General features: G+C 63.8%; 13 protein-coding genes. 8 read left to right on the top strand and 5 right to left on the bottom strand.

Features of this window, described 5'->3' with window-relative positions:
* Positions 1-113 precede the first annotated feature (113 nt).
* The 3 genes from recN (at position 114) to NLY36_RS04805 (ending at position 4,795) form a co-directional block, all read left to right on the top strand.
* Positions 114-1,787 carry a DNA repair protein RecN gene (gene recN, locus NLY36_RS04815; RefSeq protein ID WP_023697015.1) on the top strand — a complete coding sequence of 558 codons (1,674 nt, stop codon included), beginning with the start codon at positions 114-116 and terminating at the stop codon, positions 1,785-1,787.
* A 111-nt stretch (positions 1,788-1,898) separates the two neighbouring features.
* The gene (gene ligA / locus NLY36_RS04810) at positions 1,899-4,103 is read left to right on the top strand and encodes an NAD-dependent DNA ligase LigA (protein WP_023697014.1); all 2,205 of its coding nucleotides are present in this window, start codon (positions 1,899-1,901) and stop codon (positions 4,101-4,103) included.
* Positions 4,103-4,795, top strand: a complete 693-nt coding sequence (locus NLY36_RS04805; RefSeq protein ID WP_023697013.1) for a DUF2461 domain-containing protein — start codon at positions 4,103-4,105, stop codon at positions 4,793-4,795. Before ligA ends, NLY36_RS04805 begins: the two co-directional genes overlap by 1 nt.
* A 22-nt stretch (positions 4,796-4,817) precedes the next feature.
* Here the strand turns inward: NLY36_RS04805 and NLY36_RS04800 are convergent, their stop codons facing one another.
* Positions 4,818-5,576, bottom strand: a complete 759-nt coding sequence (locus NLY36_RS04800; RefSeq protein ID WP_023697012.1) for an SDR family NAD(P)-dependent oxidoreductase — start codon at positions 5,574-5,576, stop codon at positions 4,818-4,820.
* A gap of 116 nt (positions 5,577-5,692) precedes the next feature.
* Between NLY36_RS04800 and NLY36_RS04795 the strand changes: the two genes are divergently transcribed.
* Together NLY36_RS04795 and NLY36_RS04790 are read left to right on the top strand one after the other, a co-directional pair.
* The gene (locus NLY36_RS04795) at positions 5,693-6,421 is read left to right on the top strand and encodes an AzlC family ABC transporter permease (protein ID WP_023668289.1); all 729 of its coding nucleotides are present in this window, start codon (positions 5,693-5,695) and stop codon (positions 6,419-6,421) included.
* Positions 6,418-6,714: an AzlD family protein gene (locus NLY36_RS04790; RefSeq protein ID WP_023690882.1), complete on the top strand. Its 297-nt coding sequence runs from the start codon at positions 6,418-6,420 to the stop codon at positions 6,712-6,714. The genes NLY36_RS04795 and NLY36_RS04790 overlap by 4 nt, the downstream gene beginning before the upstream one ends.
* Before the next feature lie 155 nt (positions 6,715-6,869).
* On the opposite strand, the gene NLY36_RS04785 is transcribed toward NLY36_RS04790, so the two are convergent.
* The 3 genes from NLY36_RS04785 to NLY36_RS04775 form a co-directional block, all read right to left on the bottom strand.
* On the bottom strand, positions 6,870-8,714 hold the full coding sequence (locus NLY36_RS04785) for an aminopeptidase P family protein (protein WP_023697011.1): 1,845 nt from the start codon (positions 8,712-8,714) through the stop codon (positions 6,870-6,872).
* Between the two features lie 105 nt (positions 8,715-8,819).
* Positions 8,820-9,692: a 50S ribosomal protein L11 methyltransferase gene (locus NLY36_RS04780; RefSeq protein WP_023735963.1), complete on the bottom strand. Its 873-nt coding sequence runs from the start codon at positions 9,690-9,692 to the stop codon at positions 8,820-8,822.
* Between the two features lie 82 nt (positions 9,693-9,774).
* Entirely contained in the window at positions 9,775-10,350 is a 576-nt protein-coding gene (locus NLY36_RS04775; RefSeq protein WP_023682124.1) for an SCO family protein, read from the bottom strand.
* A gap of 181 nt (positions 10,351-10,531) precedes the next feature.
* Here NLY36_RS04775 and NLY36_RS04770 point away from each other — a divergent pair, with 181 nt between their 5' ends.
* From NLY36_RS04770 to NLY36_RS04760, 3 genes are all read left to right on the top strand, one after another.
* Positions 10,532-11,050 carry a CreA family protein gene (locus NLY36_RS04770; protein WP_023753104.1) on the top strand — a complete coding sequence of 173 codons (519 nt, stop codon included), beginning with the start codon at positions 10,532-10,534 and terminating at the stop codon, positions 11,048-11,050.
* Positions 11,051-11,141: 91 nt separating this feature from the next.
* Positions 11,142-11,783, top strand: a complete 642-nt coding sequence (locus NLY36_RS04765) for a DapH/DapD/GlmU-related protein (protein ID WP_023735962.1) — start codon at positions 11,142-11,144, stop codon at positions 11,781-11,783.
* A 383-nt stretch (positions 11,784-12,166) separates the two neighbouring features.
* Entirely contained in the window at positions 12,167-12,598 is a 432-nt protein-coding gene (locus NLY36_RS04760) for a low affinity iron permease family protein (protein WP_031197064.1), read from the top strand.
* A gap of 26 nt (positions 12,599-12,624) precedes the next feature.
* On the opposite strand, the gene NLY36_RS04755 is transcribed toward NLY36_RS04760, so the two are convergent.
* Positions 12,625-13,491 carry an SDR family NAD(P)-dependent oxidoreductase gene (locus NLY36_RS04755; RefSeq protein ID WP_023688047.1) on the bottom strand — a complete coding sequence of 289 codons (867 nt, stop codon included), beginning with the start codon at positions 13,489-13,491 and terminating at the stop codon, positions 12,625-12,627.
* Between the last annotated feature and the right edge of the window lie 74 nt (positions 13,492-13,565).

Genomic DNA, 13,565 nt, shown 5'->3' with positions numbered 1-13,565 from the left:
GCGGTTCAGTGGTTTGATTGAGGCGCTGAACCGTCCTAACTTTTTGTTCTACGCAATTCCGGACGGAAAACCGCTACGCACTTTTCCCGGAATTGCTTGAGGTCCGGGTTCTGATGCTTTCCAGACTGTCGATCCGCGATATCGTCCTGATCGAGAAGCTGGATATCGACTTCCAGCCCGGCCTTTCCGTGCTGACCGGTGAAACCGGCGCCGGCAAATCCATCCTTCTCGACGCGCTGTCGCTGGCGCTTGGCGCGCGCGGCGACGCCTCGCTGGTGCGCCACGGCGCGGCACAGGGCCAGGTCATTGCCGTCTTCGATGTGCCGCGCAACCACCCGGTGCGCGCGCTGCTGGCCGAAAACGCCATCGAGGATGACGGCGACATCATCCTGCGCCGGCTGCAGACCGCGGATGGCCGCACCCGTGTCTTCGTCAACGACCAGCCGTCCAGCGTCACCCTGATGCGCGACATCGGCCACGCGCTGGTCGAGATCCACGGCCAGCATGACGAGCGGGCTCTGGTCGATCCCGGCGCCCATCGCGAATTGCTGGACAGTTTTGGCGGCCATCTGGGCGCTGCCCGCGCGACCGGCGAGGCGTGGCGCTACTGGCGTGGCGCCGAGCAGGAGTTCGTCAGGCACCGCGCCAAGGTCGAGGCGGCGGCGCGCGAGGCCGATTATCTCAGGGCCTCGGTGGCGGAACTGGCAAAGCTCGATCCGCAGCCCGGCGAAGAGACGCAACTGGCCGAATTGCGCGCCACGATGATGCGGGCCGAAAAGATCGCCTCGGAAATACACGATGCGCAGGATGTGCTGTCAGGCCCGTCCTCGCCACTGCCGCAACTGGCCAGTTTGCTCCGGCGCCTGCAGCGCAAGGCCAGCGAAGCGCCGGGCCTGCTCGAGGATGTGGTGAAGTCGCTGGATGAGGCGATGCTGTCGCTGGATGCAGCGCAATCGGGCGTCGAGGCGGCACTGCGCGCTACCGAATACGACCCGCAGCGGCTGGAGAAGGCGGAGGAGCGGCTGTTTTCGCTGCGTGCGGCCTCACGCAAGCACAGTGTCGCTGTCGACGATCTGGCGCAACTGCGCGACACCATGTTGGCCGACCTTGCCGATCTCGATGCCGGCGAGGGGCGCCTGCATGTCCTGGAAAAGCAGGCCGCGGCGGCGCGCGAGGCCTACGATATCTCCGCAGCCCAGCTGTCCTCGCTTCGCCATGCCGCGGCGGTCGGGCTGACCAAGGCTGTCATGGCCGAGCTGCCAGCGCTGAAGCTGGAACGGGCCGAGTTCATCGTCGAACTGGCCAGCGATGGCGAGAACCGCATGGAAGAAGGCATCGACCAGGTCGAGTTCTGGGTGCGCACCAATCCCGGCACCAGGCCTGGGCCGATGATGAAGGTCGCCTCCGGCGGCGAGCTGTCGCGCTTCCTGCTGGCGCTCAAGGTGGCGCTGGCCGACCGTGGCTCGGCGCCGACATTGGTCTTCGACGAGATCGACACCGGCGTCGGCGGCGCCGTGGCCGATGCGATCGGCCAAAGGCTGGCCAGGCTGTCGAAGCGCGTGCAGGTGCTGTCGGTCACGCATGCTCCGCAAGTGGCGGCACGCGCGGCAACGCATTTCCTGATCTCCAAATCCGGCGGCTCGGACAAGGTCGCCACCGGCATCGCCGAAATGGACCGGGCGGCGCGCCAGGAAGAGATCGCGCGCATGCTGGCCGGCGCCACCATCACCGAAGAGGCGCGCGCAGCCGCCGAACGGCTGCTACGCGAGAATATTGCTGCAGCGTAGTCGTCGCAAGGCTTTCGGACTGAGTCAGGATATGGCTCCATCCCGCTGTTCAGGAATGCTTTTTCCGAAATCCTGATTTATGGTGTCGCGCCACTGTCCAGGGACCGCTGCATGTCTGAAAAGCCAGTCGAATCGTTGAGCGAAAGCGAAGCCGCGGATGAGCTCCAGCGGCTGGCCGAGGAGATCGCCGGTCATGACAGGCGCTATCATGCCGAGGACGCGCCGACGATTACGGACGCGGAATATGACGCGCTGCGGCGGCGCAACCTTGCCATCGAGGAGCGGTTTCCCGGTCTGGTACGCGAGGATTCGCCCTCGCTGCGGGTCGGCGCCGCGCCGGCGGAAGGCTTTGCCAAGGTGCGCCATGCGGTGCCGATGCTCAGCCTCGCCAAGGCCTACACAGACGAGGACGTCACCGATTTCATCGAGCGTGGCCGGCGCTTCTTCGACCGCGACAAGGATCTCGACATCGCGTTTACGGCCGAGCCGAAGATCGACGGACTGTCGGCGTCGCTGCGCTATGAACGCGGCGTGTTCGTGCAGGGTGCTACGCGCGGCGACGGCGCTGTCGGCGAGGACATCACCGCCAATCTCAGGACCGTCGCCGACATCCCCGCCAAGCTCAAAGGATCGGGCTGGCCCGAGACCATCGAGATCCGCGGCGAAGTCTACATGACCTATGCGGAATTCGAGGCACTGAAGGCCCGCTCGGCGGCGGTGGGCGGCCAGGACTATGTCAACCCGCGCAATACGGCAGCGGGCTCCTTGCGACAGAAGGATGCGTCCGTCACCGCCAGCCGCAATCTTAAATTTTTTGCCTATGCCTGGGGCTACACGACAGCGGATCCGGCGCCGACCCAATACGATTCGGTGCAGAAATTCGCCGAATGGGGGTTCAAGGTCAGCCCGCTGATGGTGCGGGCGAAGTCTGTCGAGGAGCTGATCGCGCACTACCACAAGATCGAGGAGCTGCGTTCGTCGCTCGGCTACGACATCGACGGTGTCGTCTACAAGGTCGACCAGCTGGAATTGCAGCGTCGCTGGGGCTTTGTCACCGGCGAGCCGCGCTGGGCGGTTGCGCATAAATTCCCGGCCGAACAGGCGATGACGACGGTGCAGAAGATCGACATCCAGGTCGGCCGTACCGGTACGCTGGCGCCGGTGGCGCGGCTGGCGCCGGTCACGGTCGGCGGCGTGGTGGTCGAAAACGTCACGCTGCACAATGAGGACTACATCAAGGGCTTTGACAGCAACGGCCTGCCGATTCGCGACGGCATCGATGTCCGCATCGGTGACACGGTTGTCATACAACGGGCGGGCGATGTCATTCCGCAGATCGTCAGCGTGGTCGTCGACAAGCGGCCGGCTGATGCGGTGCCTTACGAATTCCCGCACATTTGTCCGGTCTGCGGCTCGCCGGCGACGCGCGAAATCAACGAAAAGACCGGCAAGGAGGATTCGCGCCGGCGCTGCACCGGCGAGCTGATCTGCGCCGCCCAGGCCGTGGAACGGCTGCGTCATTTCGTGTCGCGCGGCGCGCTCGACATCGAGGGGCTGGGCGCCGAGAATATCGACCTGTTCTTCAATTCGGGACTGGTCAAGACCGCCGCCGATATCTTTACCCTGAGGGATCGCCGCCCGGCCGTCACCAGGGCGCTGGCCGAGCGGCGCGAGGAGCAGGCGCGGCTGCGCGAGGCGGCATCGGGCAAGGCGCGCAAGAATGTGCGCGGTGTCGAGGACCGCAATTATGAAGGTCTCGACAAGCTGTTCGCGGCCATCGATTCGCGCCGCCAGCCGGAGCTCGACCGCTTCATCTTCGCACTCGGCATCCGCCATATCGGCGAAACGACGGCGGCCGTGCTTGCCCGGACGTTTTCGACCATCGAGGAGCTGATCCGCGTCGGCAAGGAAACGGCGGCGGCTGAGGATCCGCACAGCGTCTTCCCCTCCATCAACGGCATTGGCGATACAGTGATCGATGCGTTGCGCGATTTCTTCGGCAATGAACGCAATGACGACGTGCTCGACAGACTGCTCGAACAGGTCAAGCCGAAGCCGTATGTCGTCACCGTGTCGACCGACAGCGAGGTTGCCGGCAAGACCATCGTCTTCACCGGCACGCTGGAAAAGATGACACGCTCCGAAGCCAAGGCGATGGCCGAACGGCTCGGCGCCAAGGTGGCGGGTTCGGTGTCGGCGAAGACCGATCTGCTGGTGGCCGGGCCGGGCGCCGGCTCCAAACTGAAGCAGGCCAGCGAACTCGGCGTCGAAGTCATCGACGAGGACACCTGGCTGCAAAGGGTCGGCAAGGCGTGATGGCCGGTTCGTTCAAAGGGTTCGGGCAAAAAGCCATCCCGTTCCTCAAGGCGCTCGACTTCCACCAGAGCCGCGAATGGTTCCAGGAAAACCGCGCGCTTTACGACAGCGAGTTGCATGAGCCGTTCTGCGATCTGGTCGAGACGCTGACCGAGCGCTTCGCGGCGGCGGGTCTGGGCTTGCGCGGAGACCGCAAGAAATCGCTGTTTCGCATCAACCGCGACGTGCGCTTCGCCAAGGACAAACGGCCCTACAACCAGCATTTGTCGGCCATGCTGTCACCGGATGGCACCAAGATGGAGCAGGGCGTGTTCTTCGTCTATGTCGGGATCGACCGCTGCTTTGCCGATGTCGCCTGGTGGAATCCGGAGCCGTCCCTGCTGCTGGCGATGCGCAAGGCGATCATCGCCCGGCCGGCCGACTTCCGAAAACTGCTTTCAACCCTTAGGAAAAACGGCTTCGAACTCGAAACCAAGGGCCGCATGAAGCGCACGCCGCGCGGCTTCGAGCAGGTCAACGAACCCGATCTTGTCGACGCCATCCGCAACCGGCACTTCTATGTCCAGCACATGATCGATCCGGCTGGAATTCACGCGCCGACGCTGGTCGACGAGCTTGTCGATTTCGCCTTGCGCGCCAAGCCGCTGCTCGACTGGGGCAGGGCGATCCAGGGCACGGCACCGCGGAGCTAAATCAGCCCCGCGCGCTGCACGGCTACATCCGCATCAAAAGACCGCCGTCGACTGCCAGTTCGATGCCGGTGATGTAGCTTGCCGCATCGGAAAGCAGGAAGAGCGTGGCATTGGCCATGTCCTGCGGCGTGCCGATGCGGCCGAGCGGCGCATAATTGGCAACGGCCGCGCGTTTCTCCTCGGTATCCCAGCGCGCCTGCAACGGCGTCAACGCCATGCCCGGGCAGATCGAATTGGAGCGGATGCCATCGCCCGCCAACTGCATGGCGAGCGACTTCGACAGCGCACAGACGCCGGCCTTGGAGGCCTGGTAGGCATCCTGCGGGGTCGGGTCGCCGCGATACCACTGGATGGTGGAAAAATGCACCATGGCGCCGCCGCGTCCGCCGGCCCGCATATGCGGAACGACCGCCCGCGCGGTGTGGACGAAGGATTTCAGATTGATGTTGAAGACCTGATCCCAGACATCGAGGTCCATCTCGAGGGCCGATTTGTCGCGACCGAACCAGAGCACGCCTGCGACATTGGCGAGATAATCGATGCCGCCGCGCTCGCGGCCCGCGGCATTGATGGTCTGCTCGACAAAGGCGGCGTCGGTGAGGTCGCCCTGGGCAAAGGTGAGCCGGTCGTCATAGGCGGCAAGCGACGCCGGACGCGGCTTGACGTCGATGGCGGTGACCGAGGCGCCGGCATCGAGCAGCGCCAGCGAGATCGCCTCGCCCATGCCGCCACCGGCGCCGGTGACGACCGCGTGCCTGCCGGTGAAATCATAAGCGATCATCCGAACCCCCTCATTTGTTTTTACAACATCAGTTTCGCTGATTTGTTGGCTCAAGCGAATTCGTCTGACTTTTCAAACGCCGGCTCCTACATAGCAGCGCGAGATGGGAATGTGACATGTCGGCAGAGACCTTAAGCGAAAATTCCGTGGCCAGCGACTTCTGGGACGGCGTGCGGCTGTCGATGCCGGTGGTTGTCGCCGCGGCGCCATTTGGGCTGCTGTTCGGCGCCATCGCCGTCGACAACGGCTTTTCCGTTCTCGAAGCTTTCTTGATGAGCGCGCTGATCTTCGGCGGCGCCAGCCAGATGGTCGGCATCGAATTGTTCGGCCAGCATGTCGCGCCATGGCTGATCGTGCTGTCGATCTTCGCCGTAAACTTCCGTCACGTGCTTTACTCCGCCAGCATCGGCCGGCGAATCGCGCACTGGCCGGTTATCAGCCAAGCGCTGGGCTATTTCGTGCTCACCGATCCGCAATTCGCGGTGGCCGAGCGTAAGGCCGAAGCCGGCGAGACCGTTGGCTTTGCCTGGTACATGGGGCTTGGCCTGCCGGTCTATGTGTTCTGGGGGATCGAAAGCGCGCTGGGCGCGGTGTTCGGCAAGCTGATCCCGGACACGCATGCGCTCGGCATCGACTTCCTGCTGCCGATCTATTTCCTCGGGCTGGTCATGGGCTTTCGCAACCGGCCACTGTGGCTGCCGGTGGTGATCGCCAGCGCCGCGGCGTCGATCATTGCCTACAAAACTGTGGGATCGCCATGGCACGTCTCCATCGGCGCCGTTGCAGGCGTGCTTCTGGCCGTCATCCTGCCGCCGCACCATAGCGGTGTGGAGGCAAAACGATGAGCGCGACCTTGTGGATCATCATTGCCGGCGCGATCGCGACCTATCTCACCCGCGTCGGCGGCCATCTGGTGATCTCGCGCTTCGACCACATCCATCCACGCGTCGAGGCGGGTTTGAATGCCGTGCCGGCCGCAGTGTTGACGACGCTGGTGGCGCCCGCCGCACTTAGCGCCGGACCGGCGGAATGGGCGGCGCTGGTCGTCGCCGCTGTGGTCTCGCTGCGCGGCGGCCTGATGGCGATGTTTCTGGCCGGGGCGGTGGTGCTGATCCTAGCGCGGCAGTTTGTGGCATAGGGCGCCTGCGCGCGGAACAGTTTCGAACTGTCGGCGCCGCCGCTCATTGCCCTGGCGGGCGTTCGTCACTCGAAAAGCCAAGCAATTGGCTTTTCGTCCGCTTCGCGGACCGCTCCTCACCTCCCCGTATAGTGACGGGGAGAAAGAAGCTCATTTCAGATCTTGGCGTCGTGCGGCAGCGGCGCTGTCGCTTTCTCCAGCCAAGCCAGCGTCTCGCCGTCGAGCATCGGGCCGATCTCGGCCAGCACCCAGGCATGGTAAGTATCCAGCCAGTGCAACTCCTCGCGCGTCAGCAGGTCGGTGCGGATCAGCCTGATATCGATCGGCGCCAGTGTCAGCGTCTCGAAACCGTGCATGGCGATGTCGCCGCCTTCAACTTGTTCGGCCGGCGTCACCAGGATCAGGTTCTCGATGCGGATGCCGTAGGAGCCTTCCTTGTAATAGCCGGGCTCGTTGGAGAGCATCATGCCGGCCAGCAGCTTTTCGGTGCCGGTGCGGGCGATGCGCTGCGGCCCTTCATGCACGGCCAGATACGAGCCGACGCCGTGGCCGGTGCCGTGGGCAAAGTCGCAGCCATGCTTCCACAGCGCCATGCGCGCCACTGCGTCGATTTCCGAGCCGCGCGTGCCGGTGGGAAAGCGCAGCGTGGAAATGCCGATCATGCCCTTCAGCACCAGCGTAAAGCGCTCGCGCATCTCCTCGGTCGGCTGGCCGATCGGCACCGTGCGGGTGATGTCGGTGGTGCCGTCCTGATACTGGGCGCCGGAATCGAGCAGGAACAGCTCGCCCTTTGCCAGCTCGCGGTTGGTGGCGCGCGACACGCGGTAGTGCATGATGGCGCCGTTCGGACCGCTGCCGGAAATGGTGTCGAAGGAGACGTCGCGCAGCGGCATCTGCGTTTCCTCGCCGGTCTGCCGGCGCGTTTCCTCCAACTTGGTGACAACGGTTATTTCGTCGAGCGTGCCCGGCTTCTGCCGTTCCAGCCAGCACAGCAGTTTCGCCACCGCCGCCCCGTCTCGGCGGTGCGCGGCGCGGCTGCCGGCGATTTCCGCTGGGTTTTTGGTGGCGCGCGGAATGCGGGCGGGATCGGCCGCTGAAACAAATGTGCCGCCATTGTCCTCGACCAGCATTCTCAGCTTTTCCGCCGCCAGCACCGGATCGAGCGCGATCTTGGCGCCGCCCTTGGCAAGGGCTGCGACCGCCGCCTCGAATTCGCCGGGCTCGTGCAGATCGGCGAGTTGGGTGAGATAGGCGGCAACCGTGCGCGAAAACTTGCGCTGGTCCATGAACAGCTGGTGCTTGCCATCTGCTGCAAGGATCGCAAAGCCGAGCGCCAGCGGCGTGTGCGGCACGTCGCCGCCACGGATGTTGAAGGCCCAGGCGATCGAGGAGGGGTCGGTGAGCACGGCGTGCGTCGCGCCCTCCTTGCCGATTGCCGCCGCCAGCCGCGCCAGCTTGTCCTTCGCCAGTTCCCCGGCAAAGCCGATCGGGTGGATTTCGACCGGCGCTGCTGGTGGTGCCGGCTGATCCTTCCAGATGATGTCGATCGGGTTCCTGTCGAGCGGCACCATCGTCGCGCCGGATTGCTCGGCCGAGGTTTTCAGCGCCTTGACCTCAGCGATCGTGTGCAGCCAGGGGTCGAAGCCAAGCCTGGCGCCCTTGCCGAGATTGTCCTTGATCCAGGAGGCCGGCGGGTTGTCGACGAGACTCTCGATTGCAAAAATGTCGAGATCGACCTCGTGGCGCACTTGCAAGGTATAGCGGCCATCGACGAACATGAAGGCGCGGTCACGCTGCACAAGTGCTACGCCGGCCGAGCCGCTGAATCCGGTCAACCATTTCAGCCGCGCCGAGCGATCGGCGACATACTCGCCCTGGTGCTCGTCGGCGCGCGGCACCAGGAAACCGTCGAGGCCATTATCCGCCAGCCATCGCCGCAGCAACGTCACGCGCGGCTTGCCGACGCTGGGGTCGCCTGCGGAATCGAAGGTCTGGAACATGGTATGCCTCCTGTATCGGGCGCGACCGTAGCGCATGACCCGGAAAACCGGAATCGATTTTCGCCAATCGCAACAGGCTCGGATTGGTCCAAAGCGCGTTGCGTCTCAGTGCTTCAGGTGGATCGTCACCCAGCCTTCGCGATGCAAGGTCCTGACATGCCGGAAATTCTGGCCGACATAGGCCGAGATCACCGCATTGCATTGGCGCTCGAGGATGCCGGACAACACGATCGAGCCGCCGAGGCTGATGTGCCTGGCCATCTCAGGCGCCAGCCGCATCAGCGGCCGCGCCAATATGTTGGCGACGATGAGGTCGAAAGGCGCGCGCTTGCCGAAGATCGGGTGGTGGAAGCCGGGCGCCGTCGCCGTTTCAACCAGCGCCTTGACGTGGTTGAGGCGGGCGTTGGCGGCGGCGACCCTGAGGGCGATCGGATCGATGTCGGTCGCCAGCACCGGAATATGCGCCAGCTTGGCGACGGCGATCGCCAGCACCGCGCTGCCGGTGCCGAGGTCGAGGGCATTCCTGGGACGTTCGCGGCGCACGACCCGTTCCAGCATTTCGAGACAGCCGGCAGTGGTGCCGTGATGGCCGGTGCCGAAGGCAAGGCCGGCCTCGATCTCGATGGCGAGTTCGCCGCTGTGGCGCTTCCGGCGGTCATGCGCGCCATGGACGAAGAAACGTCCGGCGCGCACCGGTTTCAGTCCCTCCAGCGAGCGCGCCACCCAGTCGATATCGGGCAGAACCTCGCGCTCGATCGGCTTCGACAGGGACAGTCCGGCAAGGCTGTCCCTTAGCCGCGCCTCAACCGCGTCGACATTGCCGTCGGTGTAGAGCGAAACCTCATAGATGTCGCGGTCTTCATCGACTTCGAGCACGGCGATCGGCAGGCCTTCATCCTCGAAAGCCGGTTCGAGCGCGGCAAAGATGCGGTCGGCCTCGATCTTCCCAGCGATGAAGTGGAGCCTGGTCTGACCCATCAGTTGGTCTCTTGTTTGAGCATGATCTCTGGACAACACTTTTCTGTCCGAGAAAACCGGAATCCACGTTTCGGGATCATGCCTAGCCTGCCGCCAGCCGCTTCAGCTTGGCGATCGCGGTATCGGCGCTTTCGCCATAGGCTATGGTGCCCGAAAACTCGCCCTTGGCGTTGAGCAGCAGCGCGGAGGCGGTGTGGTCCATCGTGTAATCGCCGTCGCCGGTGTCGACCTTCTTCCAGTAGATGTTGAAGGACTTCGCCATGGCGTGCACCTTGTCGGGATCGCCCGATATGCCGACGATGCGGTCGGAGAAATTGCTGACGTAAGTGTTCATCACCGGCGGCGTGTCGCGCTCTGGATCGACGGTAACGAAGTAGGCGTTGAGGTTCTTGCCGTCGTCGCCCAGCGCCTTCAGCCAGCCGGCCATTTCGAACAAAGTGGTCGGGCAGACTTCCGGGCAATGGGTGAAGCCGAAGAAGACGATGCTGGGTTTTCCCCTGAAGGCGGCTTCGGTGATTGGCGCGCCTTTCTGGTCGACCAGCGTGAATGGCGCACCATACGGCTCGCCACCATAATGGCCGCGATAGAAGTCAAAGGTGAGCCAGCCGATGCCCGCCGCCATCAGAACCAGAATGCCGACCAGAATTGAACGCATCATCAGGAAGTGTCCGTCGCAGAAATCGAGCGCCGGATCGGCGCTCCTGTTGGCGAGCAGTCTTAGCCGGTCGCAGGGAGCAAGGCAAAGATGCCGCGTTGCCGCAACCGGGCTGGACGCTACCTTGCAAACAGCTGGCCCTTATCCCACCTGAGACCGGCAAACCGAACCTGAGGAGGCTCCCTTGCAAAGACGGACTGGGCAGAGACGGATTGGGCAGAAACTGATCGGCGGCGCGCTGGCCGCATGCATTGCCCTTGGCGCCGGTGCCGCCGCGGCAGAGGAGGTCGGCAAGGTCGGCGTCGATTGGGTCGGCAACGACATCATCGTCGAGGCGATCAAGGACCCCAAGATCGACGGCGTGACCTGCCATGTCTCCTATTTCGACCGCAGCGTCATCGACCGCTTGCACAAGGGCAACTGGTTCGAGGATCCATCGGATTCCTCGATCTCCTGCCGCCAGACCGGACCGATAACCATCGGCGACATCGACATGAGCGAGGGCGGCGAAGAGGTATTCAAGCAAGGCATCAGCCTGATCTGGAAGAAGCAGGTGGTGAACCGCATCTACGACAAGAAGAACGAGACGCTGATCTATCTCTCGCATTCGCGCCAGGTACAGGACGGCTCGGCGAAAATGTCGGTGACGACCGTGCCGCTGTTCGGCCAGAACGTGGTGTGGACCGGCGGCAAGCCGAAATAGCCGGTCGGAGCCGACGCACGATCCACCCGCCTGCGGGTCCGATCGCGACGCGACAATTGCTTCTGCAATTGCGCGGGGGTAAATCCGCCGCATGGACCGTACCGAAAACCTCGTCCTGAAAGATCCGGAGCCGCGCATCCATCCGACCGCGGAGCTGAAAGCGTGCAAGCTTGGCCGCTATGCCTCGATCGGCGAACGGGTGGTGCTGCGCGAGGTCAATGTCGGCGATTTCTCCTATTTCGAGCGCCACGCCGAGGCGATCTACACGACGATCGGAAAATTCTGCTCGATCGCCGCCAACAGCCGCATCAATGCGTTGGAGCATCCGATCGAGCGGATCACGCAGCACAAGCTCAGCTACCGGCCGAACGAGTATTTCCGCTGGCTTGGCGTCGACGTGGCGTTCCGCGCGCGGCGGCAGGCCAAGGCGGTCAGCATCGGCAACGATGTCTGGATCGGCCATGGCGCCGTCATCATGCCCGGCATCAGCATCGGCAATGGCGCCATCGTCGGCGCCAATGCGGTGGTGACGCGGAATGTACCGGCCTACGCAATCGTCGCCGGCGTACCGGCGAAGCCGTTGCGCATGCGCTTTCCCTCCGAGATCGCGGCGCGGATCGAAAGCCTTGCCTGGTGGGACTGGCCGCCGGAGAAACTCGCCAAAGCGGTTCCCGACATGCAGGCTTTGCCGATTGAGGATTTCCTCGATCGCTGGGAGCAAGAGCATTCCTGAGAGCTCGCCGCGCGTGCGCGGTTTCATCGACTGGCTGGCCGAAATCCTGGCGCCAAAATTCTGAACGGCACGTGTCGGGAAGAGTTCCGCCGGTCTGCGGCAACGCAACGAACCCCTTCCGCCATGCGGGGGTGGCGCAGCGGAAGGGGCTTGGAGACAAATCCGCGTGAAGCGGACGGAACAGGTTTTTTGGCCTGCATGGTGACTAATGGCAACAAACCGATAAGGCGGCTTTTCACGGCGCTGCGCCTTTGGCGTGCATACAATTGCATCAGCGATGCCCTCTGCGACAGGGAACCGGAAGCGGCTGCCGGTTGTTTATTGTTGGAGCGATGAATGCGGCCTTGGTCAGCTCGTCGCGCTTTGAACGGTTGAGGATGTGAATGATCGAAAAGCTGTTTACCAGAATCGCCAACACCGTTTCGCACTTGGCGGGCCTGCCGCCGACTTTCATCGCCTGTTGCGCCATCGTTATCGTCTGGGCGGTAAGCGGGCCATTCTTCGGCTTCTCCGATACGTGGCAGCTCGTCATCAACACGGGAACGACGATCATCACCTTCCTGATGGTGTTCCTGATCCAGAACACCCAGAACCGCGACGGTGCCGCGGTTCAGGCCAAGCTCGACGAACTGATCCGCGTCAGCGAGGGCCACAATCATTTCATCGGCATCGAGCACCTGACCGAATCCGAGGTCGAGGAGATCAGAGACAAATGCGAGCGGGCGGCAAAACGCCATGACCACGAGCTCGCCGAACTCGCGGCCAAGAAGGCCGTCTCGCAAAAGCGCACCGCGAAAAAACGCGCGCCCGCCTGAGTCTCGGCTTTGGCTGAGTTCGACGATCAGTTTCCCATAAAGGCCGCGAAAGCGTCCTTATGGTCGGGGTGCCAGCGCGAGAGAGCAGGCCGGTTCTCGATGATGTCGCCGATCGCCCAGGCCATGCGCTTTTCATCGGTCGGCCGCATCACCTCATTGTCGGGGCACAGGATGTAGAAGTCCCCACGCGCCAGCGAAGCCAGCATGAAGTCGACCACCTGCTCGCCGGTCCAGGCGCCAGCCGGTTTTTCGACCGCTCCTTCGGTGAGGCCGGTGAAGGTGAAGCCGGGAATGAGAAGATGCGCCGCGACCTTCGCGCCCGGCTCGTTGCGCAATGCGTGCGCCAGGCCTTCGGTGAACGTCTTCAATGCCGATTTGGATACGTTGTAGGCGAGATTGCCGGGTGGCGTGGTGATGCCTTGCTTGGAGCCGGTGTTGATGATCAGGCCCGGCTCTCCGGAGGCCAGCATGGCCGGCGCAAAGGCCTCGACGCCATGTACGACGCCCCAGAAATTGATGTCGATCAGCCGCTTCCAGGCGTCGCCGTTCTCCCACGGTTTTCCCGGATTGTTGCCGACGCCGGCATTGTTCATCAGCAGCGATACGGCGCCGAAAGCGGCATGCGTCTTTTCCGCCAGCCGGCCGAGTTCGTCGGCCTTCGACACGTCGGTGGCGACGGCAAGCACGGCATTCTCGCCGGTGATCGCGGCGACTGCCTGGCGGGCCGCATCGAGGCGCGCGCCGCCAATGTCGGCCAGCACCAGTCTCATGCCCATAGCCGCCAGCCTTTTGGCAGCGGCAAGCCCGATGCCGCTGGCGCCCCCGGTGATGACGGCGACGTTGCCTCGGCTGAGGGCGGGCAAAGCGGATTGGATTTCGGCGTCGGAGGTCATGATCTTTTTCCTAGGGTTCGGGTGGCGCCGAACTTAGCGCGGGACGCGCATCGTGCAAGGCCGTCCCGCGTGTT

It is taken from the genome of Mesorhizobium sp. C399B (assembly GCF_030323185.1).
GTDB lineage: Bacteria > Pseudomonadota > Alphaproteobacteria > Rhizobiales > Rhizobiaceae > Mesorhizobium.
The sequence above is the reverse complement of the archived record's forward strand: the minus strand, read 5'-3'. Positions and strand labels throughout refer to the sequence as shown.